Genomic DNA, 18,969 nt, shown 5'->3' on the forward strand with positions numbered 1-18,969 from the left:
GATAAGCAAAATACTACAACAGCCTTAATTACCCGTATTACTTCGTTATGAAAGCTCCCAATAACCCGTTATTGGCTTCGCTTTCCTGCCTTGTACTACGAATAATTAAAACTATTGTAAAGGTAAAATTCTAAGTGATTGATATTATTATTCTACTCACTTTCATTATCCCGAACTCAGGTTAAGTACTCTATTTTAGTAACATTTTCTGATACGTAAGTAACTTTTTCGCTAGGTATTACGTGATCTATTAGTTAATGATAAATGCAAAAATACGAGTGTTACACATAGCAGAAAAATAAGAGTAGGGTTAAGGTAATGGCCGAACAAAAGCCGCGTAATTTTTCAAAAGATCGACAGTTTTCAAAAAACCAAGAGTTCATGAAAGATAGACAAATTGATGAGCTAAAAGTGCCACCGCATTCTTTAGAGGCCGAGCAATCGGTATTAGGTGGTTTGTTACTCGATAATGAAACCTGGGATCGTGTGGCCGAAAAAACGGTTGCCGCAGATTTTTATAGCCGCTCTCATCGTCTTATTTTTGAAACTATTGGCGCGTTAATTGAGTTAGGCGAGCCTGTCGATTTAATTACACTTTCTGAAGCGTTAGAAAACGATCAAAAACTAGAAGATGCAGGTGGTTTTGTTTACCTTGCTGAAATGATGAAGAATACGCCAAGTGCAGCTAACATCACCGCTTATGCTGATATTGTGCGCGAACGTGCAGTAACACGAGAAATGATAAGTGTTGCAAATGAAATTGCTGAAGCTGGTTACGATACACAAGGGCGTAGTAGTGCCGATTTACTCGATTTTGCTGAAACCAAAGTTTTTGCTATTGCAGAAAAACGTGCCAGTAAAAATGAAGGCCCAGAAAGTCTTAATTCAGTATTAGAAAAAACAGTGGACCGTATTGAAAAGCTTTGTTCAGCGCCCTCTGGTGGTGTTACGGGAGTACCAAGTGGTTATGCTGACTTAGATAAAATGACTGCCGGTTTGCAAAAGTCTGATTTGATTATTGTTGCTGCACGTCCTTCAATGGGTAAAACAACATTTGCGATGAACTTGGCCGAGCATGCGGCTATGACTCAAGAGCATCCTGCTTTAATCTTTAGCTTAGAGATGCCGTCAGATCAAATCATGATGAGAATGCTGGCCTCGTTAGGCCGCATCGATCAAACCAAAATTCGTACCGGTCAGTTAGAAGATGAAGATTGGGCTAGGTTGTCTTCAACCATGGGCTTGCTCATGGAAAAAGGTAAAATGTTTATTGATGATGCTGCAGGTTTAACACCCACTGAAGTACGTTCAAGAGCACGCCGTATTCATCGTGATCATGGCGGCATAAGCTTAATCATGATTGATTATCTTCAATTAATGCGTGCGCCACAATTCTCTGATAACCGTACGTTAGAAATTGCCGAAATATCTCGTTCACTTAAAGCTTTAGCTAAAGAGCTTCAAGTGCCTGTAGTTGCACTTTCTCAGTTAAACCGTGGCCTAGAGCAACGTTCGGACAAACGTCCAATTAACTCCGATTTACGTGAATCTGGTTCAATAGAGCAGGATGCTGATTTAATCATGTTTATTTATCGTGATGAGGTTTATCACGACGATAGTGAATTTAAAGGTATGGCAGAAATTATTATCGGTAAGCAACGTAACGGGCCTATTGGGCGAGTACCATTAACTTTCCAAGGTAAGTATTCGCGTTTTGATAACTATGCAGGTCCGCATGTACTAGAAGAAGATTAATAGGCTAATTTGTTGATGTTACTAAGGATGGAAATATATTTCTTTCCTTTTACATTGTAGCGTAGCATTATCTTAATTATTAGCATTTAAAAGTAATAGCGTTAACTAAAACAAAATTACTTTTAAAATTAAAACTCTAAGAGAAATAATAATGAAAAGTATAGTATGTGGGTTAAGTTTATTAGCGCTTTGTTTTACAGTTACAAAAAATGTAGCCGCTGATGAAGATATTGAAAGACAATATGCCTCACAAGAGCACATTGAAGAATTAGCTAAGTCTTGCGCGTTTACAATAGGTCAAGATATACAGTCTGATGCTGAAATTAATCGCTCTATTTTAGTTTGTGTAAATGAAGAGCTTAATGCGGCTTTTTATCGTCCTATTACAAAACTACCTGCTGCGTCTCTTATCTCGGAGAGCAACGAGTAAAACGATACTCTTTACTCGCCATTAATCGTCGCGACAATGCTTCTCATCCCCGCATGATTTCTATGTTCGCCCAAGTATATTCCTTGCCAAATTCCAATGTTCAATTGCCCTTGGTTAATGGGTAAACTCAAGCTATTCCCTAACAAACTTGCCTTTATGTGAGCTGGCATATCATCGTCACCCTCATAGGTATGTTGATAATAAGGAGCTCTTTCAGGTACAAAATGATTAAAATGTGATTCCATATCTATGCGAACTGTGGGATCTGCATTTTCATTAACTGTGATAGAAGCAGAAGTATGCTTGATAAAGAGATGTAAAATACCGCAACTTACTTCATTTAACTCAGGTAATTGACTCAATATTTCATCGGTAATTAAATGAAAGCCGCGTTTTCTCGCCTTTAATGTTAATTCAGTTTGATACCACATTACTAGTTCTCAGTTGTATTTAGGCCAATCAATATCTGCTGTTAATAAACGGTAATCGTGTTTAGCATGCCGCGAGTAATACCAATTGAAATAATGAATCAATCACCTTCAAATGGTATAATCCGTTTTATATTGAATAAATGTTAAACCTCAAACCTCAAAGAACAACAGCTTCTAAGCTAAAATTACAGTTTTATCGCCATTAATACAAACTCTTTGTTCAGCATGAATACGAACAGCATGGCTTAATGCGGTAGCTTCTAAATCATGTCCCATGTGTACCATTTGCTCAATAGTAAAGGTATGATTAATTGGCTTAACTTCCTGTGCAATAATAGGCCCTTCATCAAGGTTTGCGGTTACGTAATGGGCAGTTGCTCCAATTACTTTTACACCACGTGAATGCGCTTGGTGATAAGGTCGTGCACCTTTAAAACTTGGTAAAAATGAGTGATGAATGTTAATCGCTCTACCTTGTAACTTCTGACATAAATCATCAGACAATATTTGCATGTAACGCGCTAATACCAACAAATCTACATTTAATTCTGTCATTAAGTCAGTGATTTGTTTTTCTTGCTGTGGCTTAGTCTCTGCAGTAATAGGCAAGTGATAAAAAGGTATGTTATGCCACTCGCTTAATGCTTGGCAATCAGTATGGTTTGAAATAACTCCAACAATGTTTATTGGTAACACACCTGACTTATATTTTGTTAATAAAGAAACTAAGCAATGATCATCTTTAGAAACCGCAATTAAAATGTTCGGTACGTCTTCACGTTTACGAAATTGGTATTGCATACCTAATGGTTTAGCAAGCTCTTCTAAAGCATCAATAAACTCGTTACTTGAAACCGTTAAATTACGATCGTCAAACGCAATACGCGAAAAGAACGTTTCAGTATAAGGGTCACTGTATTGTGATGTTTCGGTAATAAAAGCGCCATGTAAAAATAGGCTTTGTGAAACCTTAGCTAAAACACCTGTATTATCAGGACATTGCCAAGTTAAAATATATTGTGTTACTTCAGACATAAGACGTTTTCTATAGGTGGATTGTAATTTTTAGGGTATTAACTAGCAGCTTTGTTACGATTGAACAGCCAGTGAACCATGAATTTGGCTATATTATAGAATTTTCAATCTATTAGCCAAGAACTTATGATGATCTATTTATGAATTTTGTTCTTATTCTTAATATAGAGTTGCTCTACTTTCTCTCTTGCCCAGGGCGTTTTACGTAAAAACTTTAAGCTGGATTGAATACTTGGATCATCAGTAAAGCATTTTATTTTGATAGTTTTCCCTAAGGTTTCAAAACCAAAGTAAGCTTCAAGCTCTGTTACTATAGTTTTTAACGTTAAACCATGCAGCGGATTATAGGGTTGGTTATCCATTTTTAATTCCAGTTAAATATTAAAAAATGCACATAAAAAAAACACAATAATGACAATATATCATTATTGTGTTTTTATCGATAACTAGCCAGTGAATAACTACGCTAGGAGATGATAGTAACCGCTAAATTAACTATATAGTTGAGTTAACTCGTCGTTACCACCGATATGCTTACCATCAATAAATATTTGTGGTGTTGTATCGCGACCAGATACAGCACGCATTGCACTGATAGTTGTGTTTTCGCCTAATACTAGCTCTTCATACTGTATGCCTTTTTCAGCTAGTAACGCTTTCGCTTTAGTACAATGAGAGCAACCGTGTTTAGTGAAAATAGCGACTTCATTTTTTTGCGCTGCTTCAGGATTAATGTAGTTAAGCATAGTATCGGCATCAGAGACTTCAAACGGGTCGCCAGGAACATTTGGCTCGATAAACATTTTTTCAATGACACCATTTTTTACTAACATCGCGTAACGCCAGCTGCGCTTACCAAAACCAATTGCGCCTTTATCTACTAATAAGCCCATGCCTTCTGTAAATTCACCATTACCATCAGGAATAAAGTTAATGTTGCTTGCATCTTGATCTTTTGCCCAAGAGTTCATTACAAAGGTATCATTAACTGAAACACATATTATTTCATCAACGCCGTTAGCGAAAAATTTAGGAGCTAATTCGTTGTAACGTGGTAAATGAGAAGATGAACACGTTGGTGTAAAAGCGCCAGGTAACGAAAAAACTACAACCGTTTTATCGGCAAAAATGTCGTTATAATTACGAGAGGTCCAGTTATCATCTTTAAAAATTGGAAAGGTGGTTTCAGGGACTTTTTGGCCAGAAATATCGTTAAACATAATGAGTTCCTTTACTTTATTAGTTAGTTAATTGTCGTATTTGTGTAAATCTTTGAGAGGCTCAACTAAACAGTGTCAACGTTAAATTAAACACAGTCAAGCCTACTTTGTAACGCCCTATTTGTGAAGGCCTTTTCGATTGAGGTTAGTATGATAGAAGAATGTACTAAGGTACAGTTGATAAAATCTATCATGATAATAACTAAATCCTATCACAGCTTTATTGCAATATAAGTGACAAAAGAAGTAACAGAATGTACAGGCAGCTAAAACAGGTGTATTTGTGTTTTATTAATTAGATCAAGCTGATGAAATATTTTTGTTTTGCCACGAAAATATCGAAAGCCAACCCAAGGGGGTAGTTAATTAACTAGGTCAGGTGGTCAATAGTTTAACGGCTTTGGTGTGCACTAAAGGATTATATTTAAAGTTTATCCTTTAGTGAAGGAGAGCGCGGTGTATGTTAGTTGATGTATGTTAGTTAAAGCAGGTTGGTATACTTGCTGATTGCAGCACAAACCATTCTTTCATTATTAATATGAAAAACAATATCTCTTTTTTCAGTTTTACAGATACTAAAATAAAAATTTTTCACATTATCTCTTGAAGACGTGATTTCTTTTAGGTGTTGAATTTCTTTGTCTGAAAACTTGCCTAATTTACTTTCTAAATCGGTATAAATTTTATCAGCTTTTAACCGTACCTTAGTGTCACCAAAATCAGAAAACATTGATTGTAATGCTACTTTTTGTTCGTTATAAAATTTAGTTACTTCCTCATTTGGATAAAAATGTAAATAAACTGAGGCTACCACGATCAAGAATAATAAATGCTTCATAATATGTAATATAATAAATAAGGTGAGGCGATTTTATATCAATTAACACGCTTAAGGGAATAAATTATTAGCTATTGCATGGTAATGTTAATAAAATCACCTCTCTTGTTGATCCATTAGTTACTTAATTTATGGTAACTCTTTTCCGCCAATCAAGGATTTATTGTGACAATAAACGACAAATCATCAGCTACACCTAATAAAAGTAAAACCGTGGTAGAGCAACATATCCCTATTAAAAATGTCAAAATTCACGGTGATAAAAACACTGGCAAAGCCCGTTATGCGCCAGGTGATCAAATTTACGTTCGCAAATTTTCAGGCTTTTTTCAAAAGCTAAGACAAAGAATGAACCTGGTTTATTTTGCTTTCTTTTTGATCTTACCTTGGTTGCAATATGATGGTCATCAAGCTGTATTATTCGATATTAGTGAGCAACGTTTTACTTTATGGGGGTTAACCTTATGGCCACAAGATTTAACCCTATTAGCTTGGTTATTTATTATTAGTGCCTTTTTACTGTTTTTTGTTACGGCATTTTTAGGGCGGGTTTGGTGCGGTTATATGTGCCCGCAAACGGTTTGGACATTCATTTTCATTTGGTTTGAAGAGAAAATTGAAGGTACCGCTAACCAACGTCGTAAACTAGACGCTCAAGAAAATAACGCCAATAAAGTTATTAAAAAAACAGCAAAACACACCGCTTGGTTACTTTTTTCATTATTAACCGCGATGACTTTTGCCGGTTATTTCTCACCGATGCAAGATTTATTCGTTGATGTTTTTACTTTTAATACCAGTTTGGCAATGGCGGGTATATTAATTTTCTTTACCTTAGCTACCTATGGTAATGCGGGTTGGATGCGTGAAACTGTTTGTTTACACATGTGTCCTTATGCGCGCTTTCAATCAGCGATGTTTGATAAAGACACCTTAACCGTTTCATACGACAGTAATCGTGGTGAGAGTAGAGGGCCTCGTAGTCGAAAAGACGATCCAAAAGAACTTGGACTGGGTGATTGTATCGACTGTAATTTATGTGTTGAAGTATGTCCTACCGGTATAGATATACGTAACGGCTTACAATATGAATGTATTAATTGTGGCGCCTGTGTTGATGCTTGTAATGGTGTAATGAGTAAAATGAATTATGCTCAAGGACTTATTCGCTATACAACCGAGCATGAACTTAAAGGGAAAAAAGTTCATATCTTACGGCCTAAACTGATTGGCTATGCAGTGCTATTAATTATCATGAGCAGTATGTTGTTGCTTGAGATAGTTAATCGCGTACCGTTATCGTTAGACATTATTCGTGATCGCACTGAGCTGGCGCGAGAAAACTTTAATGGCGAAATTGAGAATGTTTACACCTTGAAAATTCTTAACATGTCACAAACCGATAACACCTATAAATTGTCAGTTAAAGGTATTGAAAATGCTCGTTGGAATGGTGATCAAGAAATTACCGTTAAAGCCGCAACTGTTTCTACTTTACCTATTAGTATTGCCGTAGACCCTTATGATCTGGAAAACTATATGAGTGACATTACTTTTGTCGTTGAACAAATATCACCTGAATCTGATGCGAAAGTCGAGCAAGAAAGCCGATTTTTTAATAAACGCTAATGGCATCTTTTGACTTTAGCGCACTGTCGCCTGATTTAATTATTGATGGTTTAGAAAGTGCAGGTTTTACCGTAGACAGTGGTTTATTAGCACTTAACAGCTATGAAAATCGAGTTTATCAATTTCATGATGACAACTTAGTTAAATATGTGACTAAGTTTTATCGACCGCAGCGTTGGCAACTTGCACAAATACTCGAAGAGCATAAATTCTCGTTTGAGTTAGAAGAACAAGAATTGCCCATTGTTGCGCCCCTACAAATAGATGGCAAAAGCTTATTTGAATACCAAGGTTATCATTTTGCAGTATTCCCTTGTCGTGGCGGGCGTATTTTTGAAGTTGATAATCTTGAACAACTCGAATGGATGGGACGATTTTTAGGGCGTATTCATGCTGTTTCATCACAAGACAAATTTCTATGCAGACCAAGTTTTAATACGGATGAGCTATTGCTTCAAGCCCGTGAAACTATTATAGCCTCGAACTATGTGCCTAAAAGCTTGTCTACTGCTTTCTTTACTATTTTAGATCAAGTTATTGAAGTAGCAGTGAAGCAATATAAACCTGCGAAATACACGCCGCAAATTCGTTTACATGGTGATTGTCATGCAGGTAATATTTTATGGCGTGATGAAGGTCCACACTTTGTTGATCTTGATGATTGTCGAACTGGGCCTGCAATTCAAGATCTTTGGATGATGCTTTCAGGCGACAGGCAGCAACAGTTGTTACAGCTTGATACATTATTAATGGGTTATGAAGAGTTCTTTACGTTTGAAAATGACCAGCTTCTCTTGATAGAATCATTAAGAACTATGCGGGTTGTTAATTACATGGCATGGTTATGCAAACGTTGGCAAGATCCCGCGTTTCCACAAAACTTTCCGTGGTTTAATACTGAGAAATATTGGGAACAGCAAATACTCATGCTTAAAGAGCAAATGTCAGCATTACAACAGCCACCACTTAGCTTACAAAATTTTTAGTGTTCGTGATTATCAGTGATGATTAACGACGCGACTTTACTTTTACTTTAGGAAAAAATAACAATGAATAAATTACTAAAATCTCTATTATTAATACCGCTATTGGCTTTATCAGTAAGCGCTTGCGCGGAAAAATATAACGAGGGAGAGCAATTTACTATAGTAAATGAAACCGTAACAAGTAAAAAAGAAGTTCGTGAATACTTCTCTGTGTATTGTCCGCATTGTCTTCAGTTTGAGCCTATGATGCACGCACTCCAAAAAAATCTACCTCAGGGCGTACCATTAGTTCGTAACCATGTTGATTTTTTACGCGCGGCTAGTCCTAAGGTTCAAGAGATGATCACGAAAGCGACTATTGTTGCTGGGCAATTAGGCGATGCTGATAAATATATTGGTGCGATTTTTAATTATGTGCAAGTACAACGTGGGGTGATCACCTCAGAAAATGATTTACGCAATTTATTTGTTAAAAATGGCGCAGATGGCGATAAGTTTGATAAATTAATGCAGAGCTTCAGCGTTAACGCGCAAGCTAAAGCATTAAAGAAAAATCAAGATGAAATGACAGCTAAACGTGCAATTACAGGTGTTCCAACTGTGATTGTTAACGGTAAGTATAAAGTTAATCCGGCCAAATTAGATAAAAATAACTTTGAAAAAGATTACGAGAACCTAGTTAATTACTTACTTGAGTTAAAATAAGCTTAATCTCTTAAAGCTTAAAACCGTAAAGCTCAATGAATATTGCGAGTTTTAAACAGTAAAAAAGGCAGATTGTATTTTACAGTCTGCCTTTTTTGTTGGTTTCAATTTAGCTAATAGCTAATAGCTAATAGCTAATATTTAGTTGTTATTAAAGCCATTAATTGGTGAGTTCAAGGATCTTAACTTCAGTTTCAATAGCTTTGCCTTGACGATATATTTTAAAGGTTAATACTGTATTTGGAGGTGTTTCAGCAATAATATCTAGTGCCGCAGTTACACTTGGGATCAAGTCATTATCTATTTGATAAACTACGTCGCCTATTTGTAAGCCTGCGGTATGAGCTGGGCTATTTTCCATTATTTCATCAATAACAAAACCTTTTAACTTAGCATCATAATTATTTGTGGCTATACCTAACCAACCGCGAACAACTTTGCCATTTTCAATGATCTGACGCATTACTTTGTTAGCAAGTTGATAAGGTACAGCAAAGAAAATACCTTGAATAGATAACTGTGGATTTGATTGGGTAAATTTTCTTGAATTTATCCCCACTAAAATACCATTACTATTAATTAAAGCCCCACCTGAATTACCTTCATTAATAGCGGCATCCATTTGTAAAAACTCTAAATAACTGGTGTTACTTAAACCGTTACGGCCAGTAGCACTAATAATACCTTGAGTTACTGTTTGCCCTAAATTGAGAGGATTACCAATAGCTAATACAATATCGCCAACCAGTGACGTTTGCTCTTCTTTATGAGGAATAACGGGTAGGTTGATGGCATTAACTTTTAGTACTGCTAAGTCAGTATAATGATCAAAGCCAATTAACTCTGCAGGGTAGACTTGGCCGTTTTGTAGCAGTACTTGAATTAAGTCGGCTTCTCGAATAACGTGTAAGTTAGTGAGAATATAACCTTGAGTGCTCATGATAACCCCGGAGCCTAAGCGTGTACTTTTTCGTGGAGTACGACCATATTGCGGGTTTACTTCAATCTGCTCGGAATAAATATTTACCACCGCTGGGCTGGCAATACTCACTGCTTTAGCAAAAGACAACGGTGCTTGTTGAGTTTGGCTTCCTTTAAAGAGATTGCTGATTAAACTTGTATCATTTAAGCCGGGCACTAAACCGGGCAGAAGAAGTAATAACACTACGGCCAGTAATACGCCGTAACTAATTGCTGTTACTATATATTTTATTAACGCTAATATTTTCAAGAGGGGTCTGATTTTAATATTGTACTGATATTTTCAGTGTAACATAAAAAAAGCTGAACATAATGCTCTGGTGATTGATTCACTCAGGTTCATTACGCTCAGCTCATTACGTAAAGGCCATTACTTTTAGCGTGTCGCTTTATATGCACTAATTTATGTATGCGCTAAGCTCATTTACAAGCAGAGATGCATTTATGCAAAACACATAATTATCTTAACGGATCATTAAATAGAGAGAGTTTTTATCTCTAACAATATTTAAGGCGAAAACCTCACCTGCTTGATCTTTAAGATAATCACGTAATTGCGCAAGATCTTTGATACGAGTTTTATTAACACCTGTTATTAAATCTCCTTTTTGCAGCCCTATCATTTGCGCCGGTGACCCTTCAGCAACTTGCTCAATAACAACAACTTGTTTTTTACTGTCGTTATTAAATTTAGCGCCATCAAGCATTGGATGAATACTTGCAGCTGCAATATCAGCACTTTGGTCTTGTTTTAATGTAACGGTAAACTCTTCACTGTCACCGTCTCTGATTATGGTTAATTTTACTTTTTGATTAGCACCAATAGTGCCGATTTTTGCGCGCAGCTCAAAGAAACTTTTAATAGCTTTACCGTTCATGGCAACAATAACATCGCCTGCTTTTATACCCGCTTCGTCGGCAGCAGAGCCCGGCATTACTTGCTCAATAAAGCTACCTTGACTGGTTTCTAATTCCATCGCTTTGGCTATTTCACTGTTAACGCTGCGACCAGACACGCCAAGTACGCCGCGGTGCACTTCACCAAATTCAACTATTTGTTTAACCAGGTTGTCCATCATATTACTAGGTATCGCAAACCCAATACCTACGTTACCACCGCTAGGGCCAATAATAGCGGTATTAATACCAATTAACTCGCCACGTAAATTCACTAGCGCACCACCTGAGTTACCGCTATTAATGGCTGCATCGGTTTGAATAAAGTCTTCGTATTGCTCTATGTTTAGGTTACTACGTCCTAACGCGCTAACAATACCGGAAGTAACAGTTTGCCCTAAACCAAATGGACTACCGATAGCGACAGTAAAGTCACCAACGCGTAGGGCATCAGAATCGGCTAATTTTATTTCACTTAAATTTTCGGCCTCTACTTGAAGTAAGGCAATATCACTTTTAGCATCGCTACCTAGCTTTTTAGCTTCTAACTGACGACCATCTTTTAAAGTGATCATTATTTCGTCTGCGTTAGCAATAACATGGTTGTTGGTTACGATATAACCCTTGTCACTATCAATAATAACGCCCGAACCTAAACCGCGAAACTGCCGCTCTTGTGCTTGGCCTCTATTTCTATCACCAAAGAAAAACTTAAAGGCTTCAGGGATATTTTGTTGTTGTGTTTTATGGGTGCCAACTACCGAAATACTCACAACTGCTGGTGTTGCTTTTTCTAGCATAGGCGCCAAACTCGGCATTTCTTGACCTTCTACTTGGAAAGGCCATGCAGCTAAAGCCGGCGTGCTAGTTAGTGCTAAGGTTGATGAGAGCAATGCCGCGCCGACGATAAGGGAAAGTTTAGCTGTTTTAAACGAATTAACCGGTTTAAGTAACGTAGTTGATTTTTTCATATTTAGATTAGTATGTAAGCTCATAATTAAAAGGACTCCAATATTTAAAAAAGACTGAAAAAAAAAGTTAATTAAGACATTGGTGCCTTAATTAACTTTTTAAAGGGTACTTTTAAATAGACTGAACAAAAATATTTTAGTTCAGTGCTAACCTACTAAACTTAGCTTGCAGATGTAACGGTTTGTTTCTGATCGGCAAATAAACCACTTGGATTATTTGAGTAATCAAGCGGTGCTTCAGTTGCTTCAGTTGCTTTAGTTACGCGGTCTACTCCACGTAAAGTTGCAGTTTGTTGCAGTTCATTATGTGTTTCAGCAGAGAAAAATGGCATGCTTTCCACTTCTTCTATAGTAGCTCGTTGCAATAGTTGTGTACTTTCTTGCATTTGCTTCATTGCCGTTTGACAGGTGTTATTCATTTGTTCTAATAATGCCGCTGAGCTTGATAAATGTTCGGCAACATCAAGTTTATATTGATCTAATGCGGCTTCACTTTTAGTGACTTGCTCTGACAGTTTACGTTGCTCTTTGCTGGTGCTAGATAAAAGACGTGTTGCAAAAAAACCACCAATTCCACCGATAATAAAGATGACTAGGGCTATTACTACATTCATGGTGTGTACCTTATTTAATAATGATGATTGTGCTAACTATGTAATTAGAAATTAAATATGCTGTCTATATAGATTATACTACCATCAAAACAATTTGCTAAGTAAAAATATCTTCGTAAAATGTGTCTTTAAACGCTATTTTTTATAGTTTAGCGTTTGAATAAAAATAACGTGGTTTATTCGTACTGATATTGATAACAAGCAACAGCATGTAGCTTTACTATACAGTTTTTATTGAATACCAGTTGAAGATGATTAATTTATTATTTCAATTGATATAAGTACCACTTAGATTTAATCCAATGATTCAAATAACATAGGCTATCGATGACAAAGCTTCCTCCGCTTGCACAGTATAAACAAGATTTGACCCAAGATGATTTCCTTTTTGATGCAGCACAAGAAAATGCGGTTATTCATTTACAGCGCTTATATGATGATTTAGTTAATCAACCTAAAGCAACCTCGGGTTTTAAAAAATTATTCAATGGATTTTTTAATCAAAAGGAAATTAACCCAATTAAAGGCCTTTATTTTTGGGGAGGAGTAGGGCGTGGTAAAACTTATTTAGTTGATACGTTTTTTGATAGTTTACCGTTTGATAATAAAATGCGTGTCCATTTTCATCGTTTTATGCACCGAGTACATCAAGAGCTAAAAGGCTTAACAGGACAATCAGATCCACTTAAAATTATCGCTAAGAAATTTGCTCAAGAAACACAAATCATTTGTTTTGATGAATTCTTTGTTTCTGATATAACCGATGCGATGATTTTAGGTACATTATTTGAAGAATTATTTGCCCATAATGTAACCTTAGTGGCGACCTCAAATATAATTCCTGATCAGTTATACCGCAATGGTTTACAGCGCGAACGCTTTTTGCCAGCTATTAAGCTTATTAACCAATGTACAGAAATAGTGAATGTAGATAGTGGCGTTGATTATCGGTTACGTACTTTAGAACAAGCTGAAATTTTTCATCACCCGCTTGATGCGCAAGCGACCGACAATTTAAATCATTACTTTAAGCAACTTTCAACAGACGAAGGTAAAGTTGGCGCGACCATTGAAATTAATAATAGACAGTTAACCACAGTATTAGTGAGTGATGGCGTGGTGTACTTTGATTTCTCGGTGCTTTGTGAAAGTGCGCGAAGCCAGGGAGATTACATGGAAATCAGTCAAGTTTACCACACCGTATTAATGGCTAACGTTAAAGAAATGGGACCTGACTCTGACGACACTACCCGTCGTTTTATTGCTTTAGTGGATGAGTTTTATGAACGTAATGTGAAATTGATTATGTCAGCAGAAAAACCACTAGAATCCCTATATAGTGGTGGTCGCTTAGCATTTGAATTTAAACGTTGTTTAAGTCGTTTACAAGAAATGCAGTCGCATGATTATTTAGCAAGTGAGCATCTTCCATAAAGCTATTTATATTGCTCTAAATAAAACAGCCCGTTTCATGTGTAATGAAACGGGCCGTTTTTACTTTTCTATAAATATTTTTAATACATTAATGTATAAAGTTTTCTTCTGAATTTAGCGGCAAGCGGGTCGCCATCAGGTAACGATTTCAAAACATCAAGAAATAATTCTTTACTCTTATCCTTAGTTGACTCATCACCTGCTTGAACTAAGCGAAATAGAATGGTAAGTGCTTCTTCATGGCGATTTACCTGACTATATTGCGCGGCTAGTTGCTGGTTGATATTAATATCTCCAGGGCTGGCTTTTATTTGCGCTTCTAATGCTTGTATTTCAGGTGAGTTTTCTGCCGCTTCGGCTAATTCTAGCTTCGCCATTAATGCATGATAATCACTATCCTGATCAACCATGGTTATGGTTTCTAATAACGCTTTTGCATCCTTGTTTTTTCCTGTTTTGAGCAACACATCAATTAATATTAGTTTTATATCAGCACGAGTACTGTCGAGTTGGTAGGCTTGCACTATGGCTGCTTGTGCTTCAACTAACTGGTTTTCAGCAAGGGCTATTCTTGCTTGCCCCAACAGAACATCTTGTGGTTGAGGCAAATATTTATCTAAAAAATCAGCAACAGTGGCATCATCTTGCGTACCAGAAAAGCCATCAAGCGGTTGTGCGTCTTTTAATAAAATAACGGTTGGTAAGCCTTGAATACCAAATTGCTGAGCTATTGGTGCTTGGCTATGACAATCAAGAGTTGCTAAGATCATATAGTCTTCTAAGCCTGCAAGTTTAGCGGCTAGTTTATCGCGCAAGACTACACTTTCTGGTACCTGGTCTGCCCAAAAGCTTACCAGTACTAATTTTTGTTTAGATTGTTCAACAATAATTTGCTGAAAGTTTTCTACTGTGATGGCAATCATTTATAACTCTCTGATGATTCTATTTTAAAACGGATGCGATTAGTGTTCTTGGTTGAAACTCACTCAATTTGTGGTTGTGATAACATTTAACCAACAATTTAACGAGGCTTAATGCGTTGCTAAAATAAACCAAAGTAAACCAGCACCTAAAATTAAGCGGTAAATAACAAATGGCATCATGCCTATTTTTTCTAACAAAATAAGAAAGTAATGGATACAAGCATAGGCGCTCACAAAAGCAACTACACTACCTAAGCCCATAGCCAACCAGTCAACACCTTCACTGGCTAAAATAAGTTTAAGGGTTAAATAGCTACCTGCCATGGTAATAGCAGGAATAGAAAGTAAGAATGAAAAACGGGCAGCGTTATCACGGCTTAAACCTAACATTAAGCCAATGGTCATGGTGATACCTGAGCGAGATGTTCCTGGGATTAACGCTATCGCCTGTGCTAAACCAATTAACATAGCGCCTTTAAGGCCAAGTTTTTCCATAGGTTTATTGATTTTTCTATGACCTGCTTTAACATCAGCAAAGCCTAACAGGAAGCCAAATAATATGGTCGTTAATGCTATCACCATTGCTGAGCGCAAATGCTCTTCAATAAAGTCTTTACCTAATAAGCCAAATAATCCGGCTGGTATTGTTGCGAGTAAAATCCACCATGCAAGTTTGCCATCAAAACTGGCTTTACCTTGTTCAGGACCAACACCTACTGTACCTAACCAAGCAACGGCCATACCGCCCACTTCTTTGCGAAAATACATAACTACGGCGAGTAACGTGCCTACATGTACTGCAACGTCAAATGCCAAGCCTTGATCGTGCCAGCCTAAAATTTGTGATGGCAGTATTAAGTGCGCTGAACTAGAAATAGGTAAAAACTCTGTTAAACCTTGTAACAGGGCAAGAATGATTATTTCGAAAGTACTCATTTTGGCGTTGTCCTTTAACTTTATTAAGTAAATGTGTTTGAGAGTGCAGAGCTAATTACGTTGTTACCAGCAATTAGCAACAATACTAATTTGTTGGCTAGATTTATTATATTCTTGCCATAAATCGCGATAAGTTTTTGTTAATATTGGGTGTTCAAGGTTTGGGGCTATTTCGCTTAATGGCCACAAAACAAAAGCATTAGTTGTTATTTCATCGCGCGGTAGCTGCGCGGGTGAATCGATAATTAAATTATCATACAATAATAAATCAAGATCTAAACTGCGCGGGCTAAACTTTTTCGCGTTAAGCGCCCGGCCGTGAGCAAATTCTATGTTCCGTAAAATTGTGGCTACTTCTTCAACCGAGTGTGAACAAGTAAGGCCTATTACCATATTATAAAAAGCTGCGCCTTCAAAACCGACAGGATCACTTTCATATAATGCTGACAAGGTTAATTGTTCAAAAGGTAACGCGAAAGCTTCGGCTAAGGAAAGTAAGCCTTGTTTTACATGATGTTCCCGCTCAATATTACTACCTAAAGAAATATAAATTTGAGCCATTAACACGTTATCTCTTGTGTGCCACGCTCTATTTCTACGCCAACAGTTTGCGCGTTATGGACAGCACCGGGTTTTCCAATACTGAGTTTTAACCAAGGAATTTGGTATTGAGTCATTAAAAAGTTTGCCAAGCGCTCAGCGAGAGTTTCAATTAAATCTACGGGATTGTCGTTGGCAAAGCGCTCTATACTGACTGAAATGTCAGCATAATCAAGGGTTTTAGCTAGTTCGTCATTCTTAGCCGCATTAGCGGTATTCCAACCCATAGCAACATCTATCACTAAGGTTTGTTTAATTTCTTTTTCCCATTGAAAAAAACCAATAGTTGTTTGAATGCTTAAACCTTTAATAAATACTTTATCCATGACTTACCTATTTATGCTTATGGGAAATTTATGTAGTGAAATATTGTAGCTATGTTGTATTACTAACCTAACGATGAATGTTTCATTCGCTTTATATTAGGGCCACTAAAACCCATATCAAAACAGGTATTAAAGCCAATATTCACTTGTTAAAAGTAACCGCGAGAAGAACTATTGCAGTAATGCTACAATTGTTACAAAATACACAAGGATTTTACCTGCGAAGTAATGTAAAAACTAGCAGAGATGAAAATAGAATAAAAAATACCTTTCAAAATCAGTTTTTACCATCAATTTTTATATCGAGCAATATAGATAAGCAATGGGATTTGGCAATTAGATGTTATTACTTACATTAACTATGATTATTGTAGCTTATTTAATAGGCTCAATTTCTAGTGCTATATTAGTTTGTAAACTGTTAGGTTTACCTGATCCCAGAACAACAGGGTCACAAAACCCTGGGGCAACTAATGTCTTGCGGATGAGCAATGCTTTTACGGCTGCTACCGTATTATTTCTTGATATTCTTAAAGGGACTATTCCTGTTTGGGGCGCCTTTTTTCTGCACGTCGATTCTTTATATTTAGGTTTTATTGGTGTTGCAGCCTGCTTAGGGCATATTTATCCGATATTCTTCAACTTTAAAGGCGGAAAAGCCGTTGCTACTGCATTAGGTACTTTATTACCGATAGGTTTTACTTTGGGGGGATTGTTAATTCTTACTTGGATAGTGGTGGCTAAAATTAGCAAGTATTCTAGTTTAGCGGCTATTGTTACCGTATCAATTGCACCACTTTATGTGTATTTTTTAAAGCCGCTATATGTTTACCCAACGTTAATGTTAAGTGCGCTGATTATTTTTCGTCATCGAGATAACATCAAGCGCTTACTTAACGGTACAGAAGATAAAATAACCCGTAAAATAAAGAGCTAAGATACTGCTTTTTATTATCATCTGATGAAAGCTAAGCTAGCCAGGCTAAGTTAGAGTTAGCTTAGATTACTTTCTGATCGAAGGTAATGAATCTAATGCCCAACGCGGATTTGCTTTAAACGTTAAATCTGCATCCGTTCCTGCTTTTAATCGTTGCATACCTGCGTAAGCGATCATCGCACCATTATCGGTACAAAATTCAGGGCGAGGGTAAAATACGCTGCCACCAAGTTTTTTGGTAGTAACCGCTAATTTTTCGCGTAAAGATGTATTGGCGCTCACGCCACCAGCAATAACTAATCGGTTTAAACTTTCTTGTTGTAAGGCGCGTTTACATTTTATTGCCAAAGTATCAACTACTGCTTGTTGAAAAGCATGAGCAATATCGGCATGAGTTTGTTTTAATGCTTCAGCGCTTAAATCATTACACTCTTTACGAACTAAAGTGCCAGCCGCTGTTTTTAAACCGCTAAAGCTGAAATCTAAACCAGGTCGGTCGGTCATTGGACGTGGCAATTTAAATCTACCGGGTACACCTTGTTCAGCCATTTTAGCTAATGCTGGGCCGCCAGGATAATCTAAGCCCAATAATTTAGCTGTTTTGTCAAAGGCTTCACCAGCAGCATCATCAACTGATTCACCTAATAATTTATATTCGCCAATAGCATCAACACGCACTAGCATAGTGTGTCCGCCTGATACTAATAAAGCGATAAAAGGAAACTCAGGTACATCATCTTCAAGCATAGGCGCTAGTAAATGACCTTCCATGTGATGCACAGGTACAGCAGGTAAGTCCCAGCCGTAGGCTAAACTTCTACCAATAGAACAACCTACTAAAAGCGCACCAACTAAACCAGGACCAGCAGTATAAGCAACACCATCTAAGTCTTGGGGAGTTAACTTTGCATCAGCTAAAACTTGTTGAATTAACGGAATAGTTTTACGCACATGATCACGAGAAGCAAGTTCTGGTACTACGCCGCCATAATCAGCATGAACTGCTATTTGGCTATATAAACGATGGGCGAGTATGCCTTCAGGGCTGTCACCTTGACCATCATCATAAATGGCGATACCAGTTTCATCACAAGAAGTTTCAATACCTAAAATACGCATATATACAAAGTCTCAACACAATAGAATGATTGCTTTGCTTTTAATGAAGCAAAGCGTAACGCGGCGATTTTACCTGCTTTATGAATATTGCACCAGAATATTTGGTTTGAATTTGAGGAGGGTTTCGTCTCGGTTAAGTTTATATTATTAAATCTGTCGTAAATTAACCTTTACTTTAGTGAGTGATTGACAGTAGAATACG

The 18,969-nt window shown here is 37.0% G+C and carries 20 protein-coding genes; 7 read left to right on the plus strand and 13 right to left on the minus strand.

Going from position 1 to position 18,969, the window contains the following annotated elements:
* Nucleotides 1-381: 381 nt before the first annotated feature.
* Entirely contained in the window at nucleotides 382-1,755 is a 1,374-nt protein-coding gene (gene dnaB, locus CWS31_RS07345) for a replicative DNA helicase (RefSeq protein WP_101345584.1), read from the plus strand.
* A gap of 151 nt (nucleotides 1,756-1,906) precedes the next feature.
* Nucleotides 1,907-2,185 carry a hypothetical protein gene (locus tag CWS31_RS07350; RefSeq protein WP_101345494.1) on the plus strand — a complete coding sequence of 93 codons (279 nt, stop codon included), beginning with the start codon at nucleotides 1,907-1,909 and terminating at the stop codon, nucleotides 2,183-2,185.
* 11 nt (nucleotides 2,186-2,196) lie between these two features.
* Here CWS31_RS07350 and CWS31_RS07355 read toward each other — a convergent pair whose 3' ends face one another.
* From CWS31_RS07355 to CWS31_RS07375, 5 genes are all read right to left on the minus strand, one after another.
* Nucleotides 2,197-2,616 (minus strand): secondary thiamine-phosphate synthase enzyme YjbQ, encoded by a 420-nt coding sequence (locus CWS31_RS07355; protein ID WP_101345495.1) that lies wholly within the window; start codon nucleotides 2,614-2,616, stop codon nucleotides 2,197-2,199.
* A gap of 174 nt (nucleotides 2,617-2,790) precedes the next feature.
* The gene (gene purU, locus CWS31_RS07360; protein WP_101345496.1) at nucleotides 2,791-3,651 is read right to left on the minus strand and encodes a formyltetrahydrofolate deformylase; all 861 of its coding nucleotides are present in this window, start codon (nucleotides 3,649-3,651) and stop codon (nucleotides 2,791-2,793) included.
* Between the two features lie 134 nt (nucleotides 3,652-3,785).
* Nucleotides 3,786-4,013: a VF530 family protein gene (locus CWS31_RS07365; protein ID WP_101345497.1), complete on the minus strand. Its 228-nt coding sequence runs from the start codon at nucleotides 4,011-4,013 to the stop codon at nucleotides 3,786-3,788.
* A gap of 129 nt (nucleotides 4,014-4,142) precedes the next feature.
* Entirely contained in the window at nucleotides 4,143-4,871 is a 729-nt protein-coding gene (locus tag CWS31_RS07370; protein WP_101345498.1) for a glutathione peroxidase, read from the minus strand.
* A 481-nt stretch (nucleotides 4,872-5,352) separates the two neighbouring features.
* Nucleotides 5,353-5,685, minus strand: a complete 333-nt coding sequence (locus tag CWS31_RS07375) for a hypothetical protein (protein ID WP_246143431.1) — start codon at nucleotides 5,683-5,685, stop codon at nucleotides 5,353-5,355.
* A 189-nt stretch (nucleotides 5,686-5,874) separates the two neighbouring features.
* Here CWS31_RS07375 and ccoG point away from each other — a divergent pair, with 189 nt between their 5' ends.
* From ccoG to CWS31_RS07390, 3 genes are all read left to right on the plus strand, one after another.
* A complete protein-coding gene (gene ccoG / locus CWS31_RS07380) occupies nucleotides 5,875-7,338 on the plus strand; it encodes a cytochrome c oxidase accessory protein CcoG (protein ID WP_101345500.1) in 1,464 nt (487 codons plus the stop codon).
* Nucleotides 7,338-8,324, plus strand: a complete 987-nt coding sequence (locus tag CWS31_RS07385) for a serine/threonine protein kinase (RefSeq protein ID WP_101345501.1) — start codon at nucleotides 7,338-7,340, stop codon at nucleotides 8,322-8,324. The genes ccoG and CWS31_RS07385 overlap by 1 nt, the downstream gene beginning before the upstream one ends.
* A 63-nt stretch (nucleotides 8,325-8,387) precedes the next feature.
* A complete protein-coding gene (locus CWS31_RS07390; RefSeq protein ID WP_101345502.1) occupies nucleotides 8,388-9,029 on the plus strand; it encodes a thiol:disulfide interchange protein DsbA/DsbL in 642 nt (213 codons plus the stop codon).
* 160 nt (nucleotides 9,030-9,189) lie between these two features.
* Here CWS31_RS07390 and CWS31_RS07395 read toward each other — a convergent pair whose 3' ends face one another.
* The 3 genes from CWS31_RS07395 to CWS31_RS07405 form a co-directional block, all read right to left on the minus strand.
* Nucleotides 9,190-10,260 carry a trypsin-like peptidase domain-containing protein gene (locus CWS31_RS07395; RefSeq protein ID WP_101345503.1) on the minus strand — a complete coding sequence of 357 codons (1,071 nt, stop codon included), beginning with the start codon at nucleotides 10,258-10,260 and terminating at the stop codon, nucleotides 9,190-9,192.
* Between the two features lie 214 nt (nucleotides 10,261-10,474).
* Nucleotides 10,475-11,878 carry a Do family serine endopeptidase gene (locus tag CWS31_RS07400; RefSeq protein ID WP_101345585.1) on the minus strand — a complete coding sequence of 468 codons (1,404 nt, stop codon included), beginning with the start codon at nucleotides 11,876-11,878 and terminating at the stop codon, nucleotides 10,475-10,477.
* 161 nt (nucleotides 11,879-12,039) lie between these two features.
* On the minus strand, nucleotides 12,040-12,492 hold the full coding sequence (locus CWS31_RS07405) for a Z-ring associated ZapG family protein (protein ID WP_101345504.1): 453 nt from the start codon (nucleotides 12,490-12,492) through the stop codon (nucleotides 12,040-12,042).
* Between the two features lie 327 nt (nucleotides 12,493-12,819).
* Here CWS31_RS07405 and zapE point away from each other — a divergent pair, with 327 nt between their 5' ends.
* The gene (gene zapE / locus CWS31_RS07410) at nucleotides 12,820-13,926 is read left to right on the plus strand and encodes a cell division protein ZapE (protein ID WP_101345505.1); all 1,107 of its coding nucleotides are present in this window, start codon (nucleotides 12,820-12,822) and stop codon (nucleotides 13,924-13,926) included.
* An 80-nt stretch (nucleotides 13,927-14,006) separates the two neighbouring features.
* On the opposite strand, the gene CWS31_RS07415 is transcribed toward zapE, so the two are convergent.
* The 4 genes from CWS31_RS07415 to folB form a co-directional block, all read right to left on the minus strand.
* Entirely contained in the window at nucleotides 14,007-14,849 is an 843-nt protein-coding gene (locus CWS31_RS07415) for a tetratricopeptide repeat protein (protein WP_101345506.1), read from the minus strand.
* A gap of 108 nt (nucleotides 14,850-14,957) precedes the next feature.
* Nucleotides 14,958-15,785, minus strand: a complete 828-nt coding sequence (locus tag CWS31_RS07420) for an undecaprenyl-diphosphate phosphatase (protein ID WP_101345507.1) — start codon at nucleotides 15,783-15,785, stop codon at nucleotides 14,958-14,960.
* Between the two features lie 63 nt (nucleotides 15,786-15,848).
* Nucleotides 15,849-16,346 (minus strand): 2-amino-4-hydroxy-6-hydroxymethyldihydropteridine diphosphokinase, encoded by a 498-nt coding sequence (gene folK / locus CWS31_RS07425; RefSeq protein WP_101345508.1) that lies wholly within the window; start codon nucleotides 16,344-16,346, stop codon nucleotides 15,849-15,851.
* Nucleotides 16,346-16,711: a dihydroneopterin aldolase gene (folB, locus tag CWS31_RS07430; RefSeq protein ID WP_101345509.1), complete on the minus strand. Its 366-nt coding sequence runs from the start codon at nucleotides 16,709-16,711 to the stop codon at nucleotides 16,346-16,348. Before folB ends, folK begins: the two co-directional genes overlap by 1 nt.
* A gap of 340 nt (nucleotides 16,712-17,051) precedes the next feature.
* Here folB and plsY point away from each other — a divergent pair, with 340 nt between their 5' ends.
* Nucleotides 17,052-17,648 (plus strand): glycerol-3-phosphate 1-O-acyltransferase PlsY, encoded by a 597-nt coding sequence (gene plsY, locus CWS31_RS07435; protein WP_101345510.1) that lies wholly within the window; start codon nucleotides 17,052-17,054, stop codon nucleotides 17,646-17,648.
* A 66-nt stretch (nucleotides 17,649-17,714) separates the two neighbouring features.
* Here the strand turns inward: plsY and tsaD are convergent, their stop codons facing one another.
* Nucleotides 17,715-18,767, minus strand: coding sequence for a tRNA (adenosine(37)-N6)-threonylcarbamoyltransferase complex transferase subunit TsaD (gene tsaD, locus CWS31_RS07440; RefSeq protein WP_101345511.1), 1,053 nt, complete (start codon nucleotides 18,765-18,767; stop codon nucleotides 17,715-17,717).
* Nucleotides 18,768-18,969: the final 202 nt, after the last annotated feature.

The sequence above is a fragment of the Colwellia echini genome, assembly GCF_002843355.2.
In the GTDB taxonomy this organism is placed as follows: Bacteria; Pseudomonadota; Gammaproteobacteria; order Enterobacterales; family Alteromonadaceae; genus Colwellia; species Colwellia echini.

Excerpts from the sequence above, each read along its gene's own strand:
- dnaB (WP_101345584.1), top strand. The coding sequence starts at position 382 with ATGAAAGATAGACAAATTGATGAGCTAAAAGTGCCACCGCATTCTTTA.
- CWS31_RS07350 (WP_101345494.1), top strand. The coding sequence starts at position 1,907 with ATGAAAAGTATAGTATGTGGGTTAAGTTTATTAGCGCTTTGTTTTACA.
- CWS31_RS07355 (WP_101345495.1), bottom strand. The coding sequence starts at position 2,616 with ATGTGGTATCAAACTGAATTAACATTAAAGGCGAGAAAACGCGGCTTT.
- purU (WP_101345496.1), bottom strand. The coding sequence starts at position 3,651 with ATGTCTGAAGTAACACAATATATTTTAACTTGGCAATGTCCTGATAAT.
- CWS31_RS07365 (WP_101345497.1), bottom strand. The coding sequence starts at position 4,013 with ATGGATAACCAACCCTATAATCCGCTGCATGGTTTAACGTTAAAAACT.
- CWS31_RS07370 (WP_101345498.1), bottom strand. The coding sequence starts at position 4,871 with ATGTTTAACGATATTTCTGGCCAAAAAGTCCCTGAAACCACCTTTCCA.
- CWS31_RS07385 (WP_101345501.1), top strand. The coding sequence starts at position 7,338 with ATGGCATCTTTTGACTTTAGCGCACTGTCGCCTGATTTAATTATTGAT.
- CWS31_RS07390 (WP_101345502.1), top strand. The coding sequence starts at position 8,388 with ATGAATAAATTACTAAAATCTCTATTATTAATACCGCTATTGGCTTTA.
- CWS31_RS07400 (WP_101345585.1), bottom strand. The coding sequence starts at position 11,878 with ATGAAAAAATCAACTACGTTACTTAAACCGGTTAATTCGTTTAAAACA.
- CWS31_RS07405 (WP_101345504.1), bottom strand. The coding sequence starts at position 12,492 with ATGAATGTAGTAATAGCCCTAGTCATCTTTATTATCGGTGGAATTGGT.
- zapE (WP_101345505.1), top strand. The coding sequence starts at position 12,820 with ATGACAAAGCTTCCTCCGCTTGCACAGTATAAACAAGATTTGACCCAA.
- CWS31_RS07415 (WP_101345506.1), bottom strand. The coding sequence starts at position 14,849 with ATGATTGCCATCACAGTAGAAAACTTTCAGCAAATTATTGTTGAACAA.
- CWS31_RS07420 (WP_101345507.1), bottom strand. The coding sequence starts at position 15,785 with ATGAGTACTTTCGAAATAATCATTCTTGCCCTGTTACAAGGTTTAACA.
- folK (WP_101345508.1), bottom strand. The coding sequence starts at position 16,346 with ATGGCTCAAATTTATATTTCTTTAGGTAGTAATATTGAGCGGGAACAT.
- folB (WP_101345509.1), bottom strand. The coding sequence starts at position 16,711 with ATGGATAAAGTATTTATTAAAGGTTTAAGCATTCAAACAACTATTGGT.
- plsY (WP_101345510.1), top strand. The coding sequence starts at position 17,052 with ATGTTATTACTTACATTAACTATGATTATTGTAGCTTATTTAATAGGC.
- tsaD (WP_101345511.1), bottom strand. The coding sequence starts at position 18,767 with ATGCGTATTTTAGGTATTGAAACTTCTTGTGATGAAACTGGTATCGCC.